Source organism: Ruminococcus sp. N15.MGS-57, assembly GCF_000980385.1.
GTDB classification, from domain to species: domain Bacteria; phylum Bacillota; class Clostridia; order Oscillospirales; family Ruminococcaceae; genus Hominimerdicola; species Hominimerdicola aceti.
Genome location: NZ_LARF01000012.1, coordinates 1 through 25,421 on the forward strand (window position 1 = coordinate 1; position 25,421 = coordinate 25,421).

Sequence of the window (25,421 nt, forward strand, 5' to 3'; positions counted from 1 at the left end):
CTTTTTGGCAAGATCGCAGCCTTTTTTCTTGGGGACTTTTTTTACAGCCCCTTTTACTTTTGTTCTTTCACATAAGACTAAACATATGTTATATCTATTCCTGCGATCTTTGCTCTGCCCTTTATGATAAGGATCTTTTCTTTTTCATCATAAGCTCCGTTAGGCTGGTCTATTCCGCCAAGAACGCAGTCGGCTTCCACCTTTATGCCCCAGTTCTTCGGGATATAAAGCTCCACTCCGCCGCAAAGCACATCAACATTCAGCTCGACTTCGTTTCCTGCCATATCGGCAGAATCAAAGTACACCTCCATACCGCTGTAACGGCAGCTTATGTCGACTCTTTTCAACACCTTTGAGGTTATATACTTTGTGCAGCCTGAAAATTTTGCGTCGATACGCACATATTCCCCGTTGTCTGAGGATTTATCCCATGCAGGATTATCGGTAGTGTGGGTGGTCCACTTGCTTTGTGTAAACCTGTAGCGGTAAGGGAAAATAAATGAAAATCCCACGCTGAGAAGCAGTGCCGCACCCAGAACAGGCCATGGGGTGAACTTCTCGATACCGAGAGTTTCGTCAAAGAGTATCGCCATGATAGCCATAGGGAAGAATATTCCCCAGCAGTTAAGGTGTCTGACGCTCGTTACGATAACAGGAACGAGGAGCAGTGAGATCACAACGCTCCACACGCTTACACTTCCAAGCAGACCTGTGCGGTCAAGGATAAGCGCAACGCCTGCAAGGATAAAGAACAAGCCCCATATAAGATTTTTGTTTTTCATAGAAATCTCCTTTCTCCAAGTCTGAGCTTCAAAAGCTTGTAATAGCTTCGTGAGGCGTAAAGCTGTTTGTGAGTGCCTGCAAAGCTTATAAGGCTTGCAGAGGTTATGTTTCGCTCAACGGAATAGATGTGCTTTACATTCACGATAGCGGATTTTGACACCCGCACGAACTTTCGTGGAAGTATCTCTTCAAGCTCGAAAAGCTTCATTTTGACCTGAAAAACGTCGTCAGAGGTATGAGCGTTAAGATTATGTTCCCCTGTTTCAAAAAACAGTATGGAATCAAGGGGAGGATAGAACTGAACTGCGTCTTTGAAAAAAGCTATCTCAGGATCGCCCTCAGCGGACTCCGCCGCCCTTTTCATTTTAAGCACACGTTCATCGGGCTGGGCGCACCTTATGACTATCTCGTCTTCAGACATATTCTCGTCTATCTCTATCCTGACCTTCACGCTTTCACCCCCGTTTTATCTGACAGCCTTATTATAATCTATTTTTCTTTTCATGTAAACCCCTTTTGGCTGACAGGTACAGATTTCTATGCAAGAGGTAAATTTTATGGCCCAAAGGGGTGCTGACCATGCAGCACCCCTCGATTTAGTTTTTTACCAGTAGCTTGCCTCGCTGCCTGTGCCGTTTTGCATATATTTGTATATGAGTTCAAAAAGCTCGCTGTTGTCAACATTGTTTTGTTCCATATAATCCACAACGCCCTGAGCGGTAAGACCGCTTGCATAGTCGCTGTTTCTAAGCACCATTGCAAACTCTGCCGCAGAGCAAGCCTTTGCAAAATTCTGTGACACAGCCTCTGTATAGTCAGAACACATAACAGACTTGTCTATAAGCTTGCTTTCGCTCGCCTCCGGGTCTTTATACCTCACTGAAACTGTGAGCATTTCTCCGCTGAGCTCGTTGGTTTCAGCCTTGCTCTCGTTATCCTGATATTTCAGCGACTTTTCATTGCCGTTATTTGGCACTATCTCATACAAAACCGTGACCTGCTGACCCGAGCCGATATCGCCTGCGTCCTTTGTATCGTCCTCAAAGTCCTCATCATTGAGAAGTCTGTTTTCATAGCCCACCAGCCTGTATGCTGAAACATTTTCGGGATTAAACTCTATCTGCACCTTTGCGTCCTTTGCGACAGTAAAAAGAGTTCCGCTCATTTCTGTTACAAGCACTCTTTTTGCTTCGTCAACGCTGTCGATATAAGCATAGTTTCCGTTGCCGTTATCAGCAAGGGCTTCAAGCCTGTTATCCTTATAGTTTCCTGAGCCGAAGCCAAGCACTGAGAGATATACCCCTGAGTCACGCTTTTGTGATATAAGGTCGGTAAGCTCTTCTTCACTTGACAGACCAACGTTCAGATCGCCGTCAGTTGCAAGGATAACTCTGTTGTTGCCGCCCTCTATGAAATACTCCTCTGCAAGCTTGTAAGCTGTGGTAATTCCTGCCGCACCTGCTGTCGAGCCGCCTGCTGACAGGCTGTTAAGTGCTGAAACTATCTCCTCGCTGTTGTCGCCACTTTCGCCCTCAAGAACAACGCTGTCGCTGCCTGCATAAGTGACGATAGAAACTCTGTCATCAGCCCCAAGGTTTTCAGCAAGCATTGAGAAAGCCTGCTGAACAAGAGGAAGCTTATCCTCGTCCTCCATTGAGCCGCTCACGTCTATGAGGAAAACAAGGTTTGTAGGAACGTCCTTGACCTTTGCTTCCCTTGCCTGAAGCCCCACCAGCATAAGCTTTGCTTCACTGTTCCAAGGACAATCTGAAAGCTCGGTATTTATAGACACCGCACCCTCCGTAGGCTTTTCATAGTCATACTTGAAATAGTTTATGAACTCCTCTGTTCTCACAGCGTCAGTGTCGACCTCCCAGCCGTCGTTTATCATTCTTCTCACGTTTGTGTAGGAAGCCGTGTCAACGTCTGTGGAAAAGGTGGAAAGCGGTTCGTCTGAAACAAGCTTATAGCCGTTTTCGGTCAGATGGTTATATTCCTCGGTATTGTAACCGCCTCCTATGTTCGCTGTGCCGTCAGTATCTCCGGCTGTAACATTGTTGTATCTGTAGTTTTCCGCAGTTGTTCTTTCATTGTTATAGCTGCCGCTCTTTCTGCTCTCCGAGCCGTCATAACCGCTTCCGCATGAAGCAAGCATTGTCGCCGTCATAACAAGCGACAGAGCTGTGGTCAAGTTTCTTTTTATGCTGTTTGAAGTTGTCTTTTTCATAGCTGTCATCTCCCGTAAAATAGCGTGGGCGATATGCCCTTGCGTTGTTAGCTACATAGTCCTCCACTTAGCAAGCAGGTCTTGCAGATCGTTTTTCGAGGAATATCTCATTCGGTCATAGAAATAATCGTTCTTGCTTTTCTGCGAGTCCTTAAGAATACCCGAATCATCGTCAAGACTTTTCCAGCCGTTTTGAAAAACGATATTCCCGTCAAGAGAAATTTCTATCTGAGGTGCATTTTCAAAAGCAATAGAATAGGTGCCGTTTTCTTTCCTCAGTGGTATGAAATATTCTCTGTTTTCCTGCATGATATAAGGGGTAGAGCTTTCAATGGTGATATTTGTTTCGCTTTCTTCTCCTGTCTTTGATACAAGGCTGTTTATTCTCAGGGTGTAATGTGCGCTGTCGCTGTCGAGCCTTGCTGAAAGCACTGTCACATCTGCAAAGAAGTCTGTATCTTCCAGAACGCTGTCCTCTGTGAAATAATCATCGCCCTTTGGAATGTAGCTGTCCTCATAAGCCTTTGTGTCTGTGTGGCTGAAACTGAGCTGTTCGTATGTCTTTTCTTCTCTGTTTTCAAGCCTAGCCTTGTCAGCCGTTTCTACGCTATGCTTTGAAACACTGTCCGACTCTGAGCGGATATCGGCGTAAAGGCTTACGCCGCCGATAATAAGCACGAGCGAGGCTGCTGCCGCTGCAAATTTTCTGTAATTTCTGCGGCTTACTTTTATCTGTGTCTGATCTTTGTCCGTTTTGTTTTCAAGCTGTCCCTCTATCCTGTCCCAGAGCTTTTCCATGTCAGGGGCAGTATCAGAAATATGCTTTTTGTAAAGAAATTTTATGTTCTTAGCCATAGATACTGTCCTCCTTTATGGTCTTTTTTAGTTTGAAAACAGCCTGACGGTATTTCCATGTGACAGTACCCAGCGGCTTCCCCACTGCCCGACTTATCTCACGAAATGTCATATCCATTCCAAGCCTCATGTTCAGGATATCCCTTTCGCCCTCTGAAAGCAGCTTCAAAGCCTCCTCGAAGGTGAGCTTTCCGATCACATCGTCGTCTACCCGCATACTGTCCTGCTGTTCTTTGTGCCCTGCTTCATCATCGTCAAGGGTCGGCGTTTCGTGCCGCCTTTTTCTGATAAAGTCAAGAGCGAGATTTTTCGCCATTACAGTCAGATATCGCTTATGCCCCGTTCCCTTTCGGTACTGACCTGCGGTGTCCCATAGCTTTAGGAAAAAATCTGATGTGAGGTCCTCAGCGTCCTGAGGACTTTTCACAATGTCAAGCATGATGTTATATATCACCTTGCCGTAGCATTGATAGATCTCCCTAAGCCCGTTTTTGTCATTTTTCAGGATCAGCTCCACCCTGAAATCGAACTCAGTGTCGGTCAAGTCTTTCACACCCCTCGATAACTTATATACGATTCTGCACGGGAGATTTTATGGCAAAATAGTATACAAATTTTATTTTTATTTTTTGTGCATTGATAACAAACTTATGTACAAACACAATTGTGCCGATAAGATATTTTAGCACATTAAAGTGCTCCTGTCAAATAAAAGAACACACCTCCGTCCATATGAACGAGGGTGTGTTCTTCGTGTGAAGATCTATGAGAAATTATTTGGAGAGGTCAATATTTCTTACAGCGTCCCTGACTTTGAGAACAAAGGTCGGAGAAACTGAAAGCTCGTCAATGCCCATTCTCAGGAAGGTTTCTGTGAGAGTAGTGTCAGCCGCAAGCTCACCGCATATACCTATCCATGCGCCGTTCTTGTGGGCATTCTCTGCAGACATTTCAATAAGTCTAAGTATAGCCTCATGGTGAGTGTCGCAGAACTGCTCTATATCAGGGTTCTGTCTGTCGCAAGCAAGGGTATACTGAGTGAGGTCATTAGTGCCAACACTGAAAAAGTCCACAAGCTTTGCAAGCTTATCGCTTATGATAGCCGCAGCAGGGGTCTCTATCATGATGCCAAGCTCAACGCTGTCAGAAACTGTTATACCCTGTTCTTTAAGCTCAGCCTTGACTTCACCACACATAGCAAGGGCTTTTTCTACCTCTGAAACGCTTGTTATCATAGGGAACATTATGCCCAGATTGCCGTATACGGAAGCTCTGAAAAGCGCTCTGAGCTGAGTTTTGAATATCTCAGGTCTTGTAAGACAAATTCTTATTGCTCTGTATCCCAAAGCTGGGTTTTCCTCTTTTTTCAGGCCAAAATAATCCACCTGCTTGTCAGCACCGATATCGAGCGTTCTTATGATGACCTTTTTCCCTGCCATGCTCTCAAGAACACGCTTATAAGCATGAAACTGCTGTTCCTCTGTAGGGAAATCTGAGTTTTCAAGATAGAGAAACTCGCTTCTGAAAAGACCTATTCCTCCTGCGTCATTGAGAAGCACAGCACCGATGTTGTCAACGCTTCCGATATTTGCATAAATGTTTATCTTTTTACCGTCCTTTGTGACATTCTCCTTGCCTTTGAGGGTCTGCAAAAGACGCTTTTTCTCCTCGTCTGCTTTCTGCTTTGCGGTAAGCTCAGCGGTGGTCTTTTCATCAGGGTCAACGAATATCTCCCCTGTAAAACCGTCAACAATAGCAAAGTCGCCGTCCTTTATTTCTGATAGGAATTTGCTTCCTACGCCTATTACCGCAGGTATGTTCATATTTCTTGCAAGGATAGCTGTATGTGAATTTGACGAGCCATGTGCAGTAACGAAGGCAAGCACCTTGTCTTTATCAAGAGATATAGTTTCGCTTGGTGCAAGATCATCGGCACAAACTATCATCTTGTCGTCACCTGCTGAGCCGTCGCTGACATTGCCCGTGAGGTTTGCGATGATCCTGTTGGAAATATCCTTTACATCTGCGGCTCTTGCCTGCATATAAGGATCGTCCATAGAAGCAAACATCTCCGCAAAGTTGTCTGCCGTCACTGCCACTGCATATTCTGCGTTGACCTTCTGGCTGTCGATGATATTCTCTATAGACTCGTTATAATCATCATCTTCAAGCATCATCATGTGTATCTCAAAGATCTGAGCGTTTGTTTCGCCCACCTCCCTGAGTGCCTTGTCATAAATGCTCTGGAGCTGTTCTGTGGCTGCCTGCTTAGCTCTGGCAACTCGCTTCTTTTCTCCCTCGCTGTCTTCTGTGTGAATACGTTTTATAGCGGTATCCTGCTTTTTGAATACTGAGATCTTACCCATTGCTACCGCACCGTAAACGCCTTTTCCTGTATACTTAGTCATAAATATCCGCCCCTTTTCTCATAGATCTTATTATTCTTCACGCTGTTTCCAGCCGATGGGACGCTCCTGCGAACACACCGCAGAAACGTCCCGCCGGCTGGACGGCTTTAACCGCCCAGCTGACAGATAATAATTAAAGTGTTTCCTCAAAAAATGCCTTGAGTGCTTCGGAAGCCTTGTCCTCGTCTGCACCCTCGCAGGTAACAGTAACAGTATCGCCCTGCTTAACGCCCAGACCCATAAGAGCCATAAGCTTTGTGATGTTCACGCTCTTTCCGCCCTTTTCGATAGTGCAAACGCTCTCGAACTCCTTTGCTTTCTTTGCAAGAAGTCCAGCCGGTCTTGCGTGGATACCAACTTCGTCTGTGATTGTGTAGCTAAATGTTTTCATGATGAATACCTCCAAATAATTATTTGATCTTCAAAATTATATCCCCTGCCGATATGCTGTTTTCGGCAGCAGGTTCAACAGACGCATAATCGTCCGTGTTGCCAATTATGATAGGTGTTGTCACCTTATAGCCTGCGGCTTTTATCTTATCCATATCAAAGCTTATGAGCAGGTCGCCTTTCTTAACTTCCTGACCGTCGCTGACATGGGCTTCAAAATACTGTCCGCCAAGCTTTACGGTGTCGATACCGATATGGAGAAGTATCTCCACTCCATCGTCCGATACCATATTTACGGCATGCTTTGTGTCAAAAACGCTGTCTATCTTTCCGTCGCATGGAGCGTAAAGCTTGCCCTCTGACGGCTCAACGGCTGCGCCCTCGCCCAGTATCTTTTGTGAGAACACCTCGTCCTCAACGTCCTCAAGCTTAACGGCAGTGCCGTTCATGTGGGAGTAAAGCGTTATTGTCTTGCCGTTAGTTTCTGTGTTTTCTGCACCCTCGGTCTGCGGTTTTTCTTCTATTTTATCAGAAGCTTTCTCAGTGCCGATAATGCTGTCAGGGTCATCGCTGTATGGCGAGTCGATAAAATCCTCAAGATCTGATTTTATAACTGAGACCTTTGGTCCGTAAATGACCTGAACGCCGTTGCCCTTGTGGATAACGCCTGAAGCACCGCTGGCTTTGAGCATATCGTCCATGACCTTTGAGGCGTCATTTACTGTAACTCTAAGTCTTGTTGCACAGCAGTCAACGTCTGAAAGGTTATCTTTACCCCCAAGACCTTTGAGTATCATTGCGCTTACAACGTCTGAAGCTCTCTTGTCTGTGCTCTTTACCTTTGCCGCCTTAGCCTCGTTCACGTCGCTTCTGCGATAAAGCTTAGGTTCAACGTCATCAGGCTCTCTGCCAGGTGTTTTAAGATTCATCTTTGTTATCATAAAGTAGAACACAAAGTAGTAAACAACTGCATAGATAAGTCCAACAACAACTATCCATATCCAGTGGGTCTTTGCGTTGCCCTGCAAAATTCCGAAGAGGGTCATGTCTATAAGACCGCCTGAGAACGTCATTCCAACGCCAACGTTAAGAATGTGCATAAGCATATAGGAAAGTCCTGCCAATACGCAATGAACAGCATACATAAGAGGTGCAACAAACAGGAATGTGAACTCCAAAGGCTCTGTTATACCTGTAATCATTGAAGTAAGAGCCGCTGACAGAAGCAAGCTTCCTACTACCTTTTTCTTTTCAGGACGAGCAGTTTTGTACATTGCAAATGCTGCAGCAGGAAGACCAAATATCATGAACGGGAATTTTCCTGCCATAAATCTTGTTGCCGATACTGAGAAAACTTCTGTTGACTTTGAAGCAAGCTCTGCAAAGAATATGTTCTGTGCGCCTGCTACCATGTTGCCGTCTATCATCATCGAGCCGCCAAGCTCTGTCTGCCAGAAAGGCATATAGAAAACGTGATGAAGTCCGAATGGGATAAGAGCACGTTCAAGTATTCCGTATATCCATGTGCCTGCATAGCCTGAGTTGAGAACGAGCACGCCAAGCTTTGATATACCAAGCTGTACTATAGGCCACAGATAGAACATTATGATACCAACGATAAGGTATGTGACAGTTGAAACGATAGGAACAAATCTTGTTCCGCCGAAGAATGAGAGCACCTGCGGAAGTTCTGTTTTATAGAACTTGTTGTGCAGTGCCGCAACGCCAAGTCCTACAAGGATACCGCCGAAAACGCCCATTTGCAGCGTGGTGATACCAAGCACTGACGTTGTGGAGTTTTCTGCCATTGCCTCAACGCCGCCCTTTGCGGTGATAAGTGCGCTGATAGTGGTGTTCATTACGATATAGGCGATAGCACCCGAAAGGGCTGCGACTTCTTTTTCCTTCTTTGCCATTCCGATAGCAACGCCCATTGCAAACAGAAGCGCAAGGTTATCGAAAACGGCGCTTCCCGTTTTGCTCATTATGTCGAGTATAGTGTAAAGCACACCGCCCTCATAGATGAATTTGCCAAGATGATAGGTTTCGATAGTTGTGGCGTTTGTAAAGGAGCTGCCTATTCCAAGAAGCAGACCCGCCACCGGCAGCAGTGCGATAGGGAGCATGAAGGAGCGTCCCACACGCTGCAATACGCCGAAAATTTTATCCTTCATAATAATAATATCCTCCATGATCAATTTATCTCAGCTGAATTATCATTATGGTACCGTTAATGATAATACCGCAGCGAATACATTATATATAAGCTGTGGCAATAATGCCTATCCACTTATTTTCTTCAGATGAATCGAAAGAGTTATCATTTCATCTTCCGATATAGTTTTAGCATAATTCTTCAAAATATGATCCTGCATATGCTTTGCGCATTTATACTGCTTTTTGAATTTCTTTTTTATGATATCAGTGAACTCCTCGTCCCTGCTGAGAACATTAGGAAGCTCCTGAGATTTGAAGAGTCTTTTCGCAAGATATTTTAAATGCACAAGAAATCTTTCATATGCAACAGAGTTCTTGTTTATCTTCCCTGCCAGGCAAGCGTCTGCTATCTCAGCACAGCTGTTCACCATTTTAGTGATATCCTGTATCTGTTCCATTTTTGTGCCGAGCCTTGCGTTTATGATGTGCATTGCGATAAAGCCCGCTTCATCACCCCTCAGCTCAACGCCCAAACGCTGATATATCTCCGCCACGCAATATCTTCCAAGAGCAAGCTCCTTCGGGAAACAGTCGCTTATGGCGTCCATGAGAGGATTATCAAATTCAAGTCCCTGCTTTTTTCTTTCAATGGCAAATGAGATGTGGTCTGAAAGTGTTATTATAAGCGACTCGTTTAGCTGTCCGTCGATATGTGAAGAAATATAGTCCACAAGATCTGCCGTAAGCTTTATATGCTCATATGGTATCTCGGTCAGGCACTCGATAAGTCTTTTTCTAAGCTCTGAGTCTGTGACAAGATACATTTTCTGTATTTTATCCTTATCAGGCTCGTCGCCGTATTTTTTTCCAAAGCCTATCCCCTTGCCTGAGATTATCTGCTCTTTTCCTTTATCGTCTATGACGCTTACGGTGTTATTATTTATCACCTTGATTATTTTCATTAAAAATCCCCCCTATAAAATAAAAAAACCAACCTTAATACGAACTCACACAATATGTCCGTACAAAGTTGGTCATGCCCAGTCTATAAATGAAAGGTAACACTCCAATAAAAGATGTTATGTATCAATTTCACTATAATTATATTAACACACCCATATTTATTTGTCAACAGCATACATAAAATTTGTTTTCCGAATCTGTTTTTTTAACAAATAAACTCATTTTGTTTTGTATAAAACCTACAATTATCAGCCTGAAAAGCATAAAAAAGCCGTGGAAACACTGCTGTTCCCACGGCTTTCGGTATGTTAAGAGAGTATCTGTATAGCTTTATTACTTTGTCATAAGCTCGCAAACAAGGTTTGCAAACTCAACAGGGTTGTCGATAGACATACCCTCGATAAGCAAAGCCTGATCGTAAAGAAGCTTTGCATAGTCTTTCAGCTTGTCCTTATCGTTAGCATAGAGGTCTTTCAGCTTCTCAAAGATAGGGTGGTTTGGATTTATCTCCAGTGCCTTTTCAGCCTTTACCTTGTTGCCGTCATTCTGAGGCATAGCGTTGAGGACTTTCTCCATTTCGATAGTTATACTGCCGTCTGATGAAAGACAAACAGGGTGAGTTTTAAGCTTCTTTGAAAGACGAACTGTCTTTACCTTGTCAGCGATAGCTTCCTGCATGAAAGCGAACATATCCTTGTTCTCTTCGTCAAGCTTTTTAGCCTCTTCCTTTTCTTCCTCTGTGTCAAGGTCGAGATCAGCGTCGCTTATGGACTTGAAAGGCTTGCCGTCATAGTTTATCATCACCTTGATAGCGAACTCGTCAACGTCCTGTGTAAAGTAAAGAACTTCATAGCCCTTATCCTTGATCTTTTCAAGCTGAGGGAGCATTTCGATCCTTTCCTTTGTTTCGCCGCAGGCATAATAGATCTCTTTCTGATCTTCTTTCATTCTTGAAACATACTCTTTGAGTGTAACGTTCTTGCCGTCAAATGAGGACGGGAACATAAGGAGATCTTTCAGAGTTTCGTTTGCAGCGCCGTATGACTGATAAATGCCAAACTTAAACTGAAGCCCGAATACGCTGTAGAACTTCTCATACTTCTCACGGTCGTTTTTCAGAAGCTTTGCAAGCTCGTTCTTTATGGACTTTTCAAGGTTCTTTGCGATTATCTTGAGCTGTCTGTCCTGCTGTAAAAGCTCACGGGAGATGTTCAGTGAGAGATCCTCAGAGTCAACAACGCCCTTTACAAAGCTGAACCAGTCAGGAAGCAGGTCTGCACACTTTTCCATTATCATTACACCGCTTGAATAAAGCTGGAGTCCCTTTTCATAGTCCTTTGAGTAATAGTCAAAAGGCGCACGAGCAGGTATATAAAGCAGTGCGTCATATGTTGCAACGCCCTCGTTCTTTGAATGGATATGTGCAACAGGCGGCTCATAGTCACCGAACTTCTCCATATAGAAGTTGTTGTAATCCTCATCCTTTAGCTCGCTCTTGTTCTTCTTCCAGATAGGGGTCATGCTGTTAAGAGTTTCGATAGCCTTGTGTACCTCTGGCTCTTTACCATCCTCATTATAATGAGTATGCTCGACTTCCATTCTGATAGGGAATCTGATGTAGTCAGAATATTTCTTTACAAGTGACTGTATCTGATACTGATCAAGATATGTTGAATACTTCTCGTCATCAGTATCGTCCTTGAGTTTCAGTGTGATAGTTGTGCCGACGCCGTCAGGCTTGTCACACTCTTCTATTGTGTAGCCCTCAACACCGTCAGATGTCCACTTGTAAGCCTGATCGCTGCCAAAAGCCTTTGTTACAACGGTAACTTCCTTTGCTACCATAAAAGTAGAATAGAAGCCTACACCGAACTGACCGATTATATCAACATCGTCCCCAAGGTCATTGTCTTTCTTGAAAGCGAACGAGCCTGAGTTTGCGATAGTACCAAGGTTGTTTTCAAGATCCTCCTCGGTCATACCGATGCCGTTATCAGAAACTGTAAGCGTTCTGTTTTCCTTGTCGATAGCGATATTGATAGCGAAGTCGCTCTTTTTCATTCCCACAGAAGTGTCTGTCAAGGACTTGAAATACAGCTTATCAATAGCGTCGCTTGCATTGGAGATTATCTCTCTGAGAAAAATCTCCTTATGAGTGTAGATCGAATTGATCATCATATCAAGCAGTCTTTTGGATTCTGCCTTAAATTCTTTTGTCTGCATAAAATCTCGACCTTTCCTTAATAATATTTTACTTTCTTTGAATACTGTTCCATATAATTAGCACTCTATCTATTTGAGTGCTAATTATATTATACAACAAGGTTGATAAAATGCAATAGTTATCACAAAATTTCTCTTATTTATTTACATTTTCATAACATTTCATCACATACCTGACAAAATACCATTTGCAAAAGCACCATGTTGTGTGTTATAATATATAGATAAGACCGAACAAGGGAGGAATAATATTTGACTACCAAAAAGTCTGTTTCTCTGCTGACCCCTGAAAAACAGCAGGAAAAGAAACTTCTTACTATAGATTGCGTGAAAATTTCACTTCTGCTCATTTTATACAACCTGCTAAACAGGATATTCGCAGTGTTATTCTTTTACGTTGCATACACTTACCACTCAGGAAAAATCACTCTTAGCTACTCGGCAGTTCTCAGCTATCTGAAAAAGCAGACCGCTTTTATAAGCTCAACTACTTTTTCCATGACGGCAAATTTGTTTATCACTCTTATGAGCGTGCTTGTTTTTGGGATAGTTTTTGCTATACTTTTCCGAAAACGAGAATCAAGCTTCATAAAGCCGAAAAAAGACACGGCAGTAAAAGGGTTAAAATGGTTTTCAGCCTGCTTTGTGATAAACATTCTGCTGTCACAGCTCATATCTATCCTCACGGGTATACTTGGTCAAAACGGAGTGACAGTTCCCACAAGCGATTTTTCCATTCATCAGCCCTCTGCCCTTGCAGTAATAGTGCAGTTCTCATACGTTGTGATAATAGCCCCTATCGTGGAGGAATTTATCTACCGTGGAGCGATCCTCACGGCTCTAAGCCCATACGGAAGGGGTGCGGCGGTGCTTTTCTCGGCACTTGCATTCGGACTTATGCACGGAAATATCCCTCAGGCGGCTTCGGCATTCGGCACAGGACTTGTTTACGCTATTATCGCCGCAAAGTGCGGCTCGATACTGCCAACAGTTATAATACACTGTCTAAACAATCTGCTTGCAAACTTCTCGTCCATATCTGATGCAATAGGGCTTGAACACTATGAGACCTTCATGAGCGTTGCTGAGATAGTCATAGGTCTGGTGGGCTTTATGGTGCTTTTCACAAGCCTTAAAAAGCTTCTCATTGATGACAGCGAAAACGTGCTTACACCAAAAGAGTGCCGCAGATATGTCTTTACAAACCCTGCCACTATAGTATATATGCTCTGCCTTATCATACCGATAATAAAGAGTCTTGTCCAAGCAAACAGCTAAAAATCACAAACAAAAAACGGGTGACTGCCAATAACAAATTGACAGCCACCCGATATTTTTTTATCCAAAAAGCCTATTAATAAGCCTTGCCCCAAAGCACCATATGCTTTGCAGGCTTTCCACAGCATACGCAGGTATCTGCTATCTCTTCCTGCTCGAACGGGATACATCTTGAACCTACTCCTGTGAGTTCTTTTACCTTATCCTCGCAAGCCTCATCGCCGCACCACATTGCCTTAACAAAGCCGTCGCCCTTTTCCTCAAGAGCCTTTGTTATCTCGTCAAGTGTCTTGCAAACATAGGTACGTCTTTCTCTGTTTTCAAGTGCCTTCGCATAAAGGCCATCATGAACAGCCTGAAGTCTTTCATTTACTGTTTCAACAAGCTCACCAAGCTTGCAGAATACCTTTTCTCTGTTGTGTCTTGTAACAAGCACACACTGATCGTTCTCAATATCCTTTGGACCAATTTCAAGTCTTACAGGAACGCCCTTCATCTCATACTGTGCAAACTTCCAGCCAGGTGACTGCTCTGAATCGTCAAGCTTAACTCTTATGCCTGCATTTTTAAGTGTGTTGTAAAGCTCGTTAGCCTTGTCAAGAACGCCCTCTTTGTGCTGTGCTATAGGTACGATAACTACCTGAACAGGTGCAACAGCAGGTGGCAGAACAAGTCCGTTATCGTCGCCGTGTGTCATTATAACTGCACCGATAAGCCTTGTCGTAACGCCCCATGATGTCTGGAATGGGTGTGCAAGCTTATTATCTCTTCCAGTATAAGTGATATCGAAAGCCTTTGCAAAGCCATCGCCAAAGTAATGCGAAGTGCCTGCCTGCAAAGCCTTGCCGTCGTGCATAAGAGCCTCGATAGCGTATGTTGCTTCTGCACCTGCGAACTTGTCGCTCTCTGTCTTTCTGCCCTTTACGACCGGCATAGCAAGCTGCTGCTCGCAGAAATCAGCGTATACGTTGAGCATTCTCTCTGTCTCCTCGATAGCCTCCTCAGGTGTCTCGTGGATAGTATGACCCTCCTGCCACAGGAACTCTCTTGAACGAAGAAATGGTCTTGTTGTTTTTTCCCAACGTACAACAGATACCCACTGATTGTAAAGCTTAGGAAGATCTCTGTAGGAATGAACTATATTAGCATAATGCTCGCAGAAAAGCGTTTCAGACGTTGGTCTTACGCAAAGTCTGTCTTCAAGCTTTTCACTTCCGCCGTATGTTACCCAAGCTACCTCAGGAGCAAAGCCCTCAACGTGGTCTTTCTCCTTCTGAAGCAGGCTCTCAGGGATAAACATAGGCATGCAAACATTTTCATGACCAAGCTCCTTGAACTTTGTGTCAAGTATATGTTGGATATTCTCCCATATTGCGTAGCCGTAAGGTCTTATTACCATACAGCCCTTTACGCTTGTGTATGAAACAAGCTCAGCCTTCATACATATATCAGTATACCACTTTGCGAAATCCTCGTCCATGGAGGTTATCGCATCAACCATTTTCTTATCCTTAGCCATTTATAAAACCTCTTTCTTATATCATTCAGGCATTGTCATTATTCTTGTTGCCGTCATCTTTTTTAACAGCTTCACTGCTGACATTCTTCTTTTTCTTTTTAAAATTAAGAGCATAGATATCCTCGTTATATATCTTATAATTGGGATCCCAGCCGTCAATGTGGGACTTATCAAATATGCCCTGTACCTTATAGTTCTCAGGATCATTCCCTGTATTCTCACCGTCCACCCTTTCGGGATCGTCCTTTTCGGCAAGCTCAGGGTGACGTTTTTCAATAAATCGTGCTATTTTTGGAGTGATAAGGCAGGCAATGACGATAAAGGTCATTATTACGACACAGCCTGCTGCCAGCTTCAACAGCAATAGCAGTAATTCTTTATTCAGACAAGTCACCTCTTTTCGCAAACATAAAGTTATTATAGCACAATTATTATCCAAATTCAAGAGGTGAAATATGAATTTACCGCCATTTCTGACCTTTAGCACAAAAAAAGGCGGAACAAAGTCCGCCTTAAAGCATTTTCTTTCGTTTGAAAAAGATTATACACACTATCACTACTATTATACTAAGGGCTATAACACCCGGATACCCCTCTTTAAGTTCGGGCATATTCTGAAAGTTCATGCCATACCAGCCCGTGATAAGGGTCAGAGGGAAAAATATAGTGGATATGACCGTAAGAAACTCCATATTCTTGTTCTGCTGAGCATTGACATGGGACTGATAAGCGTCTCGCACCTGCGTTGCATATTCAAGAAGATGTACAGTTCTGCCCATGAGCCTGTCGGCACGGTCTGAGATAGTGCCGAAATATTTTTTCTGCTTTTTCTCAAAGAAGCCGTTCTCGTCCTCTTCAAGCTCTCTGCCCAGATCCATTATTTCATCATAGTAGCTTCTCAAAATAAGAAGCTCTTTTCTGATAGGCGTTATGGTTTCAAGAAAATCGTCCGTCTTGCCATCGTTTACGTTTTCCTCAAGCTCCATAAGCTTTTGCTCATGTTCCGCAAGAAGCTCGGTGTCACGGAGCATAAATTCGCTGAAAAAATTGTAGATAAAATGCTCCCTGCTCTCTCCCTGATTATGCCTGCTTCTCTGTATGCGTTGGACTAACCTGAGCGAGAACTCCTCATCGTCTATTATCACCATGTTTTTGTTGTCGATAAAAAACTGTATCCTGTGTCGGCTTCCCCTTATGTCAAGAAGCTTGGGGATAGAAAGCGTGCCTGCCAGACAGAAAGGCTGTGATTCTATCTTACAGAACACAACGTCACGCAGGGATATCACGCCCTCGTAGGTTATGTTCGCCGTTCTGAGGGTTTCCTCTGCGTGAGCAGAGTCGGTAATAAACACAGCCGAGCAAGTTTGCTCGCTTAGCTGTGCCGGTGTTATTTCTTCAAGTGAACCCTTCAGGGCAAATATGGTCATTTATCCTCGACCTCCGCCTTTGAAGCTCTTTCATAGGCAAGGTCATAGAAAAATTCCTGAGAATTGAGCGGCTCTTTGCCGTCTGAAACAAGGGTATATTCCCCGTCAGAATCAAGCTCTCTTGCCTGACAATTATCTGCAAGCATTTTGTCGAACATCATGCTTATCTGAGACTTGATATCCTCGTCAAGAATAGGTGTAGCGACCTCAACACGTCTGAGGGTATTTCTTGTCATAAAGTCTGCGGAAGCAATATATATCTTTCTTTCCTCGCCCTTGCCAAACATATAGATACGGGAATGTTCAAGAAAACGTCCTACAATGCTTATTATCCTGATGTTGTCGGTTTCGCCCTCAACGCCTGGGATAAGACAGCATATGCCTCTTACCACAAGGTCTATCTTAACGCCTGCTTTTGAAGCTTCGATAAATCTGTCGATTATCTTCTTATCAGTGAGAGAATTTATCTTCACGCCAATATAGCCCTCTCCCCCTGATTGTGCTATGGCTATCTGCTCGTCTATCATATCAAGCACCTTGTTTTGCAGACAATTCGGTGCAACAAGAAGCTTGTCAACGCTCTTTACAGTATCGTCAGAAGCAAGAGCATTGAACACATCTATAGCGTCCTTTGCGATGTCCTTATTGCAGGTCATAACAGACAGGTCGGTATAAAGTCTTGAAGTTTTCTCGTTGTAGTTTCCAGTGCCTATCTGAGTATAATACTCGGTCTTTGTGCCTGAACGCTTTGTGATAAGACAAAGCTTTGAATGTACCTTATAGCCCTCCAGACCATAGATAACAGTACAGCCAGCCTTTTCGAGTCGGCGTGACCACTCGATATTATTTTCCTCATCAAATCTCGCCTTAAGCTCTACCAATACAAGAACGTCCTTGCCGTTCTCTGCGGCTTCACAAAGGGCTTCGACCACCTCACTGTGCTTTGCCACACGATACAATGTCATTTTTATAGACACAACATTTTTATCGTCAGCCGCCTCACGGAGCATATTGATAAAAGGCTTTATGCTCTCAAAAGGATAAGAAAGCAGTCTGTCTTTCTTTTTTATCTGCGGCAGGATCGGCTTGTTATCGTCAAAGGCAGTAAACCTCTGCGGAACTCTCTTTTTATAGAAAAGCTCGGTTTTCTGTCTGAGTATATCCTGTATCTGGAACAGAAATGACAGATCAAGAGGAGTGCTGTTTCTGAAAACAGATTTTTTATTCACTTCAAGCTGTTTGCAGAGCAGGTCAACGATATTGTTATCAAGCTGTCTTGAAAGCTCCAGTCTGACAGGTGCAAGACGCTTTCTTTTCTTGATAAGGTCAGCCATGAACTCACGGTAATCAAGATCTTCGTCGTAAAGTGCATCAGCGTCGATATCAGCATTTCTTGTAACTCTTATAAGCGACTTTGACTTGACGGTGTAGCCCTTGAAAATTTTAGGTACATAGTGGAGGATAAGCTCCTCAGAGAGCATATACTTGCCTGTTGAACCGACCTTTATAAGTCTTGGAAAGACCTCACTTCCGCAGGAGATAACACCCAGCTTCTCCTTGGAATTTTTGCTTTCAAGGACAACTGCGGCATAGATATCCTTATTTTTAAGGAAAGGGAAAGGCTGTCTTTTTCCCACCACCATAGGCGACAGGAGCGGAGCTATCTGATTGAGAAAATACTGCTCCAACTGAGAATTTTCCTCCGCTGTAAGCTTGGAAAAATCAACAAGAGCAACGCCCTGCTCGGCTATTTTCTTCATAAGGTCAGCGTATATCTTATTTTTACGCTCGTTAAGCTCGCCCACTCTAGCGATAACGGCTTTGAGCTGTTCCTTAGCGGTCATATTTGTTTTATTTTCCCTACTGTCTGGATCGACCTCCATCTGGTCAGTAAGCGAGCCTACACGGACCATAAAGAACTCGTCCAGATTGCTCTGATAGATAGAAGCAAAAGAAAGTCTTTCACAGAGTGGCACGCACTCACGCTCAGCCTCCTCAAGGACTCTTTCATTAAATTTCAGCCATGACAGCTCTCTATTCATAAACACATTTTTCATTGTGCCATACTCCTTTTATTATGATATCAAAACACATATACTTATTTAATATATTATATCACAAAACGACAAATTGTTAAAGAGTTTTAAGCAAAATTCATGTAAAATATTCTTATTTTACACTTCCTATATTGTAGCTGCGCACAAAAATTATGCAAAATGACGCATTTGCTTTTTAGTGAAAGCATAATACTGTGCAAAAAGGCAAAAATCAAAAAAGTCCAAACTTTTCACGCAAAAAAGGTTGACAACGGGGCATAAATAGTGTATAATAATCAAGTCGCTATGAGAAACGCATATGGCGGTATAGCTCAGTTGGCTAGAGCACTTGGTTCATACCCAGGGTGTCACCGGTTCAAATCCAGTTACCGCTACCACATTTCTCATAGCGAAAAATCGGCCCGTTGGTCAAGAGGTTAAGACGCCGCCCTTTCACGGCGGAATCATGGGTTCAATTCCCGTACGGGTCACCAAAGTTTAAAGCTCGGAGATAGCACTTTGCGCTGTTTCCGAGCTTTTGTTATCTGAAGTTTCATACCTTCCATGTTCTGCCCTACTTTTCCCCGCACACCTCACTCTTGAGTTTTTTCGCCACCTTGAAATACTCATGCATTTTCACGTCCGCAGGGTCTATCTGCAATGCAAAGGATATCCTGCCCAGTAGCGAATTTATGTACTTCTCAGACGTAATGTCAGCACCTTTGAAAAACAGGCTTTGGGAAACTCCGTATTTCTCACAGTAATATATTTCCTGACGTATCTCCCGACGCTGTTTCGACGAGATCTGCGCCTTTTCGTTGACTACTATCCCCGTTACCTGCTGACGTTGCGATGAGCCGATAAGCGTCGTTTTTTTCATGTTTAGCTTAAACCCCATTTTCCGCAACGCCCTGCTCACAAGTTGCGTTATCTCTTTGGCGTTAAGCTCAGCTTTTCTACCTGAAAATGTCATATCATCACAGTATCTTGTGTAATTTATGCCACGCTCTCCACACCACTTGCCTATCCTCTCATCAAATCTTTTCATCACCAAATTCGATAACTGCGGAGATGTTGGCGCACCCTGTGGCAGCATGCTGTTGTGAGTGCATATATTTGTCAGCAGCGTTGTAGCAGGCTTAGAAAATCCAAGCTCGCACATGACCCCATAGACCTTGCCAAAATCAATGCTGTCAAAAAAGCCTGAAACATCGAGTTTAAGCACTCTCTGTTGACCAATATGCGGCTCTGCATTTTTCAAAAGCGAAGAGTTTTTGCAATATGCAGTGGCATACTCAGATACAGACAGCGTGTAAAGATACCTTTCAAGTATCCTTCTTTGAACGAGCTTGAGATATTCGTTCGGCACTTTTAACACCCTGTTTTTATGCCCTCTGCCACGATGTATTATCACCTTGCGGTAATTTGAATAACACTTTTTCTGATTTCGTTTATGATAGCGTATTCGGTTGTTGCTAAGCATATAAAGCTTTTTTAAAGGAACATCAAGCTCCTCTGAGATCCTTATGATATCATTATCAATATCATTCATTTTGTCACCTCAAAAAAATAATAACAAGCGTCAGCACAAGATTCAAATGCTTTGGAGCCGAATTTTATTTAATGGAATTAAATCCGATTCGGTGAAAAAGCTTTTGATAAAGCTACTATTCCCTGAAACTTCCACAGCGACTCGCTGTAGTTATGCGTTTTGCAATATCGCTGCTGACGCTTGTCATATTTTATTAAACCATGTTATGTACTCATGATAAAAGCACCTTGTTTATTTTATGAGATAATTATATCACGCGAAATGCACAACAATTGGTGCATCTCGCAGAGTACAACTAAAAAAATGGCTGTATACAAACACACTGATATCATTTTACCAATTTATGCACGACACGTCAATGGGTTATCCTGACATTTTGCGCCAAACGCCAATATTTTGTATGAATACACAAAAAAACATCAAAAAAGGAGTGTATTCGCAAATTTAGAAGTTCCAATTACAGAGAAGTTTTTTTCAACAACATTGTTCTACCTATTCCAACACCATCTTTTACAATTGCAACATATGGTTCACCTTGGTGAAAAAAATCAATCTTTCCAATTAAACCTGATGCACCATATACATCGTATGCACCATTCTTATCAACAGCCTCAGATAGTTTCAAATTAGAGATACCTTTTTTCGCATACATCTTCAAGTCTAACCCGCATAAACCCATCTACAAACCCGAATTTGTTGCGTAAGTATCGTAAGAATTATTAATGCAGATTTGAGGGCTAAGCGTTTTTGGCTTATAAAGTCAAATAAGTGTCGTGTAATGGGCTTAAAAAGTGTGCTTGCCCTTGTTGTTGACACGCCATGTGCTTATGTGCTACAATTCAGCAAGTAGGAAACACAACTCATAAGCGACCTTTCCAACTATTTTGACGTCGAGCTTATCAACCGCTTCTCACAGAAATACACTTTCAGCGAGATATCAAGATCGGTGTACAGAAAGATAGTTGAAAAACGGCTTGCGAGCGAAATAAAAGTCATCAAAAGGCTTCGCCCTGAGCTGAATATAGACAGCCTGTTCAGTGCAGACGAGCTTGCAAAGGCAGTAGATAAGATAACAGCCGACACCTACAACGTGAAATCAGGCGCAAGACCTGCCGTCACAGCAGTGAGCAAGTTCATTGACAGCAAGCTCCTTTCACACTTCTCACGCATGGCAAAAACATACAGACCAAACCAAAACTAACGCTCCGCCACAAAATACTAATGACCGCACCTTTCACGGGTGCGGTCAATTTTTTTATTCTGACAATTTTACTCTTATTAAACAGATATAAAGAAAAGAAAGATAAAAAAAGCTCGAATTATGTTATTAGGATATGTCACACCCACAAAATATCACGCTAAACAGCCGATATCAAAATGTGATTTTTGCATTTGATGTGCGGGAATTGGATTTTTTCTATATGATCTTACCGTCAGACACTTCGATAACACGACTGCATTGTTCTGCGACTTTTGGATCGTGAGTAACGATAACGACTGTTTTTCCCTCTTTGTTAAGGCGTTTGAAAAGCTCCATTATCTCGGCCGAGGTCTTTGTGTCCAGCGCTCCTGTAGGCTCGTCCGCAAGTATCATGGCAGGCTCGTTGACAATTGCTCTGGCTATAGCAACACGCTGCTTCTGTCCTCCCGAAAGCTTGTTGCAAGGCTTCTTAGAAAGATCCCCCATACCAACAGCTTTTAATGCTTCAAGAGCTTTTTCTTTTTTATTCTTTATCTTTTTCTTTGCAAAATCCAATGGGATCAATACGTTTTCAAGGGCAGAAAAATCCTCAACAAGTGCAAAGTCCTGCATTACAATGCCTATCTTTTCATTTCTTATCTGTGCATACTGCCCCTCCGATAAATTTTTTACCAAAGTGCCGTCAATTGTGTACTCACCACTCTGATAGCTGTCTATGCAGGCAAGGATATGCAAAAGTGTGGATTTTCCTGCGCCTGATTTTCCAATTATCGCTACCATTTCACCGTCTGATATCTCGCATGATACCCCATGCAAAGCCTCATATTCATTGGCTTTCTTTGGATTATATATCTTTATTATTTTATCAAGCTTTATCATTATAATGCCTCTCTTATTCATTTATCATCAAGATCTCATTTGGTGTATTTCGTCTCATTATAACGCCCGGTATCAAAAGTGAGATCAGAATGTTCAAGATAACGATACATACACAGCCGATCAAGTGCAGCCAACCAAAACTTATCACTGTATTTCCCATAAATTTGCTCATAGTAAGAACATTTGAAATACACACTGCAATGGCGGCTGCCATAACTGCGGTCATAAGATCACACACAAGATCTATCTTGATATATGTGTTCCACTTTGCTCCGCAGAGATAATAGATACCATAATCTCCAAGTCTCTTTTTTATGTTCACTGCCGAAGCCGAAACTGAGCTTACAATAACAAGAACTATCACGCATATAAGCATTGGAACAAGCTTGATAAGCTGACCATTAATATAGACAAGCGAATTTTCTCTGAAATCCTCAAAGTCAAAAACCCTGCCATAATCCCTCAGATATAATTCAAGCTCCTTAAAACGCTCATTGCTTACATTATCCTTTAACGTTACTATTTGATTGCCGCAAGGATATATTTTACAGTTTATATCTTTAAGGCAATCTGTCGGAACTATCAGCATCATATTGCCATGCTTATTGACATTAGCATAAAGATCTCTGAAATCAGGCTTTTCTTTTATACTATCCTCAGTGCCTAAATATGCAGATGAAAATCCCAGCAACTGTGAGCCGTCAGCTATGACACCGACAATTTCCACCTTGTTCTTAACATACTCATACTTATAAGGATCAGCATAGTCAAAATCCTCATCATCAGGGGACATCTCCCCTACTTTCTCTTTGTGCATAATGGTAACTATGTCACCCGTTTTGTAGTTGCTGTTTTCAGTCACAACAGCAGGTATCAAATCTCCGTTAGCCGACGCATTAGACAGCCATTTTCCCGAACTCATCTGCGGCGTAAATGACTTTATCATATCTTCAGATAAAGCATTAACGCTCATTCTATCGTCACCAAGTCCATTAGATAGATCTTTTGATGACGGAGAATAATACAAGCTTGTATCATATCCGCTTGTCACCGACTCCACATCATCAATATTTTTAAGCTCACTGTCAAGAGGAGCAGTATCATATATATTACATATATATAGTCCCTTGCCATCAGGAAAGTATTTCTTTACAGGAGTATACATCTCTATTCTTGAAAGAACAGAAGAAACAGCCGCCGTCATTATAATAAATGCAATGGCGAGCTGAACAGCGATAAAAATATTGCTGTAGATATTTCTTGCAAATTCTTTTAAACCATATTTTATCATATTATTTTCCCCTCTCTTTCATCATTTTCACAGGGGATCTTTTATTTGTAAACAATATCACAATGTTAAGGAACAAATAAATAGAAATAATATATATTCCAAATATGGTCATATATACCCTGAAATTATATGCGACCTTGATATACTCAAAAAACAAAGTAAGCTTAGGAAGCAGCGCATAATTGAATACCAATGCAAATATCACATATATCGTCACTGATATCATACCTATCTCGGCTATATACATCCGTCTTATTTTATTTGACGTGCAGCCACACAGCATGAATATAGCAGTCTGTTTAGCACGGGATCTTATTATGTATCTGAAAAGCATTGCAAGGTTTATTGCAGAAGCTATCGCAACGGCTACGGACATAAATATAACGGAATTGTAGAATTTTATTTCAGCCATATCGATCGTGTCTATCGGAGGAAAATTAACATTACACGTTAGAACTTCGCTGAAAGCTTTTTTCAGCTTAAAAAAGCTTTCTGTATCGAGAGCATTGTCATCAAGAAAACTTATGCTTGAAATAGTGCAGTTATCACCCAACGTTTTAAATGGCACCTGAAATTCCTCTTGTACAGTATTACCGAATATGCCTATGACCTTATAGCTTTTGCCAAGCAGTTCAACATTCTTGCCAATCATATCGTCTTTTGCGCCGCTAGGCAGCACGACCAAATTTTCGTCTGAAGCATATTCTTCCTTAGTAAAATATCTGCCTTTGCGTATACTCATATTGTCGACATACGATTCGTATAAACTATAATCATTCAGCTCCTCATCATATTGAATGCGCACCGCAGACATAAGATACGGTTGACCGTCGTCAAAACACTCATCAATTTTAAGCTCGTTCTGATCAAAATTTATACTAAAATACATACCCGGTATTGACGCTTTAGAATTATCATCAAGCTTGTCAAGCACCTCCCGAAGCTGAACAGGAGTTATAGAATCTGTTCCAAAATAAGACAAGATCCTGCCATCACTGTCTTCCTGAGTATCTATTATATCGCCAAATGAAAAAGTATAGTTAAATACATACTTCTTTTGCTTTTCAATATCCTTGCTTGCTTTAAAATTCTGAAATGCACCATGTGAAAACAATATTATAAGCACATCAGTAACGGCGCAAACAATAAATAGAATAAAGATAAGTACATTCTTTACGGCAAAATTTTTCAGGTTAATAAAAACGTATTTCATTTAGTCCCCTTAATATTACTTATTTTGATTTATACGATAATAAACATCGTCTATAGTATACTGATTATCCTTATCGGTTTTAACTTTTACACGATGGATATAATAAACATATGAATTATTCTTGTTTCTTTTAATTCCAATACCTGTTCCGGCATTTTTTGTTGTTATCTCATTTGTCTGATTTGATATAACAGCATTATTTGCTGTATTTCTGCATTCAACCGATACCTTTATGTAACGTTGAAACTTACTTTCTGTTTTTCCCGCAGTAGTCATTGCAGTTGAAGAATCGCCCTTAATATTCCAGCTCACATAACTATTATTTCCAAGCTTTCCTGAATAAGCATATGACTGACCATATACCTCTTTGGTTGCTGACGTAGTTGCTAATGCAGTAGTAACAGCCATAGTGCTTACAATAGCCAATGCAACAATTCCCGTAACAATTTTCTTAATAATCATACTTATTTCCTTTCTCGTTTCGCAATAAATCACGAATTTTTAATTATACAACTAATAATTTTATGACCTGTGCTTAACTTAGAATATCTTCATGCTCACTTGAATTTCATCAAAAATTCAACACAGTACTATGAAGTTCTAAGTATTCTGACTTACTTCCACTGTAGGTATACACCTGTAATTCCGTACGATATTTATGACCTGAGATCGCACTAGAGTAGGAATCAGTTGCTGTCAAGTATTTCCCGTTGACCTCTTTTCTTAAAACGTGAACATTTCTCCATGAACCATTCACATTTTCCTGAAGATAAAGATAAACTGTTATCTTTGTTGCCGTTGATTTTCCTGTAACGGAACAATCATATGAAATTTTCTTAGAACTGGAACGTGTGATGTTTGTGCTGATTTTGTTCGTATATAAATTCATTAATGCTATTTCATCATCAACTGTTGTTTCAGCAAAAACATTAAAACTAAAGCAGCAAGTCATCACACATATAAGAACAAGTGTAGAAATAAATTTTTTTAACATAAGATCACCTCCTTTCCCATAAAAA

The 25,421-nt window shown here is 42.0% G+C and carries 23 protein-coding genes and 2 tRNA genes; 4 read left to right on the forward strand and 21 right to left on the reverse strand.

Going from position 1 to position 25,421, the window contains the following annotated elements; genetic code table 11:
- Window positions 1-77: 77 nt before the first annotated feature.
- The 10 genes from WS40_RS03550 to htpG all read right to left on the reverse strand — a co-directional run bounded on the left by WS40_RS03550 (window position 78) and on the right by htpG (window position 12,006).
- Window positions 78-782, reverse strand: coding sequence for a LiaF transmembrane domain-containing protein (locus WS40_RS03550; RefSeq protein WP_046440264.1), 705 nt, complete (start codon window positions 780-782; stop codon window positions 78-80).
- The gene (locus WS40_RS03555; RefSeq protein ID WP_038670617.1) at window positions 779-1,234 is read right to left on the reverse strand and encodes a LytTR family DNA-binding domain-containing protein; all 456 of its coding nucleotides are present in this window, start codon (window positions 1,232-1,234) and stop codon (window positions 779-781) included. Before WS40_RS03555 ends, WS40_RS03550 begins: the two co-directional genes overlap by 4 nt.
- 153 nt (window positions 1,235-1,387) lie before the next feature.
- The gene (locus tag WS40_RS03560) at window positions 1,388-3,010 is read right to left on the reverse strand and encodes a vWA domain-containing protein (RefSeq protein WP_046440266.1); all 1,623 of its coding nucleotides are present in this window, start codon (window positions 3,008-3,010) and stop codon (window positions 1,388-1,390) included.
- Window positions 3,011-3,061: 51 nt separating this feature from the next.
- Entirely contained in the window at window positions 3,062-3,865 is an 804-nt protein-coding gene (locus WS40_RS03565) for a hypothetical protein (protein WP_046440267.1), read from the reverse strand.
- Window positions 3,858-4,418, reverse strand: coding sequence for an RNA polymerase sigma factor (locus WS40_RS03570; protein WP_046440269.1), 561 nt, complete (start codon window positions 4,416-4,418; stop codon window positions 3,858-3,860). Before WS40_RS03570 ends, WS40_RS03565 begins: the two co-directional genes overlap by 8 nt.
- 220 nt (window positions 4,419-4,638) lie before the next feature.
- Window positions 4,639-6,273: a phosphoenolpyruvate--protein phosphotransferase gene (gene ptsP / locus WS40_RS03575; protein WP_046440271.1), complete on the reverse strand. Its 1,635-nt coding sequence runs from the start codon at window positions 6,271-6,273 to the stop codon at window positions 4,639-4,641.
- Between the two features lie 133 nt (window positions 6,274-6,406).
- A complete protein-coding gene (locus WS40_RS03580; RefSeq protein WP_022286557.1) occupies window positions 6,407-6,664 on the reverse strand; it encodes an HPr family phosphocarrier protein in 258 nt (85 codons plus the stop codon).
- Window positions 6,665-6,683: 19 nt separating this feature from the next.
- Entirely contained in the window at window positions 6,684-8,837 is a 2,154-nt protein-coding gene (locus WS40_RS03585) for a PTS transporter subunit IIABC (protein ID WP_046440273.1), read from the reverse strand.
- Window positions 8,838-8,945: 108 nt separating this feature from the next.
- Entirely contained in the window at window positions 8,946-9,782 is an 837-nt protein-coding gene (locus WS40_RS03590; RefSeq protein WP_046440274.1) for a PRD domain-containing protein, read from the reverse strand.
- Window positions 9,783-10,116: 334 nt separating this feature from the next.
- A complete protein-coding gene (gene htpG, locus WS40_RS03595) occupies window positions 10,117-12,006 on the reverse strand; it encodes a molecular chaperone HtpG (protein WP_046440276.1) in 1,890 nt (629 codons plus the stop codon).
- 252 nt (window positions 12,007-12,258) lie between these two features.
- Here htpG and WS40_RS03600 point away from each other — a divergent pair, with 252 nt between their 5' ends.
- Window positions 12,259-13,284: a CPBP family intramembrane glutamic endopeptidase gene (locus WS40_RS03600; RefSeq protein ID WP_325208395.1), complete on the forward strand. Its 1,026-nt coding sequence runs from the start codon at window positions 12,259-12,261 to the stop codon at window positions 13,282-13,284.
- Window positions 13,285-13,360: 76 nt separating this feature from the next.
- Here the strand turns inward: WS40_RS03600 and proS are convergent, their stop codons facing one another.
- The 4 genes from proS to ppk1 form a co-directional block, all read right to left on the reverse strand.
- Entirely contained in the window at window positions 13,361-14,803 is a 1,443-nt protein-coding gene (proS, locus tag WS40_RS03605; protein ID WP_038670602.1) for a proline--tRNA ligase, read from the reverse strand.
- A gap of 25 nt (window positions 14,804-14,828) precedes the next feature.
- Window positions 14,829-15,161: a hypothetical protein gene (locus WS40_RS03610; RefSeq protein ID WP_243128179.1), complete on the reverse strand. Its 333-nt coding sequence runs from the start codon at window positions 15,159-15,161 to the stop codon at window positions 14,829-14,831.
- 154 nt (window positions 15,162-15,315) lie between these two features.
- A complete protein-coding gene (locus WS40_RS03615; protein WP_046440278.1) occupies window positions 15,316-16,230 on the reverse strand; it encodes a magnesium transporter CorA family protein in 915 nt (304 codons plus the stop codon).
- Window positions 16,227-18,287, reverse strand: coding sequence for a polyphosphate kinase 1 (gene ppk1 / locus WS40_RS03620; RefSeq protein ID WP_046440280.1), 2,061 nt, complete (start codon window positions 18,285-18,287; stop codon window positions 16,227-16,229). The genes WS40_RS03615 and ppk1 overlap by 4 nt, the downstream gene beginning before the upstream one ends.
- 300 nt (window positions 18,288-18,587) lie before the next feature.
- On the opposite strand from ppk1, the gene WS40_RS03625 reads away from it, so the two are divergent.
- A tRNA-Met gene (locus WS40_RS03625) sits at window positions 18,588-18,664 on the forward strand.
- A gap of 21 nt (window positions 18,665-18,685) precedes the next feature.
- Window positions 18,686-18,760, forward strand: a tRNA-Glu gene (locus WS40_RS03630).
- Between the two features lie 80 nt (window positions 18,761-18,840).
- Here the strand turns inward: WS40_RS03630 and WS40_RS03635 are convergent.
- Complete coding sequence (locus WS40_RS03635; RefSeq protein WP_046440282.1) at window positions 18,841-19,818, reverse strand: reverse transcriptase family protein; 978 nt, start codon at window positions 19,816-19,818, stop codon at window positions 18,841-18,843.
- Window positions 19,819-20,275: 457 nt separating this feature from the next.
- Window positions 20,276-20,443: a hypothetical protein gene (locus WS40_RS11380; protein ID WP_171028901.1), complete on the reverse strand. Its 168-nt coding sequence runs from the start codon at window positions 20,441-20,443 to the stop codon at window positions 20,276-20,278.
- A 321-nt stretch (window positions 20,444-20,764) separates the two neighbouring features.
- Here WS40_RS11380 and WS40_RS03640 point away from each other — a divergent pair, with 321 nt between their 5' ends.
- The gene (locus WS40_RS03640; protein WP_046440284.1) at window positions 20,765-21,019 is read left to right on the forward strand and encodes a hypothetical protein; all 255 of its coding nucleotides are present in this window, start codon (window positions 20,765-20,767) and stop codon (window positions 21,017-21,019) included.
- Window positions 21,020-21,235: 216 nt separating this feature from the next.
- Here the strand turns inward: WS40_RS03640 and WS40_RS03645 are convergent, their stop codons facing one another.
- From WS40_RS03645 to WS40_RS03665, 5 genes are all read right to left on the reverse strand, one after another.
- Window positions 21,236-21,898 (reverse strand): ABC transporter ATP-binding protein, encoded by a 663-nt coding sequence (locus WS40_RS03645; protein ID WP_022288376.1) that lies wholly within the window; start codon window positions 21,896-21,898, stop codon window positions 21,236-21,238.
- Window positions 21,899-21,911: 13 nt separating this feature from the next.
- On the reverse strand, window positions 21,912-23,189 hold the full coding sequence (locus tag WS40_RS03650; RefSeq protein WP_046440286.1) for a hypothetical protein: 1,278 nt from the start codon (window positions 23,187-23,189) through the stop codon (window positions 21,912-21,914).
- Between the two features lies 1 nt (window position 23,190).
- The gene (locus WS40_RS03655) at window positions 23,191-24,315 is read right to left on the reverse strand and encodes an ABC transporter permease (RefSeq protein ID WP_325208396.1); all 1,125 of its coding nucleotides are present in this window, start codon (window positions 24,313-24,315) and stop codon (window positions 23,191-23,193) included.
- A gap of 102 nt (window positions 24,316-24,417) precedes the next feature.
- Window positions 24,418-24,864, reverse strand: a complete 447-nt coding sequence (locus tag WS40_RS03660) for a hypothetical protein (RefSeq protein WP_022288374.1) — start codon at window positions 24,862-24,864, stop codon at window positions 24,418-24,420.
- 109 nt (window positions 24,865-24,973) lie between these two features.
- A complete protein-coding gene (locus tag WS40_RS03665; RefSeq protein WP_022288373.1) occupies window positions 24,974-25,396 on the reverse strand; it encodes a hypothetical protein in 423 nt (140 codons plus the stop codon).
- Between the last annotated feature and the right edge of the window lie 25 nt (window positions 25,397-25,421).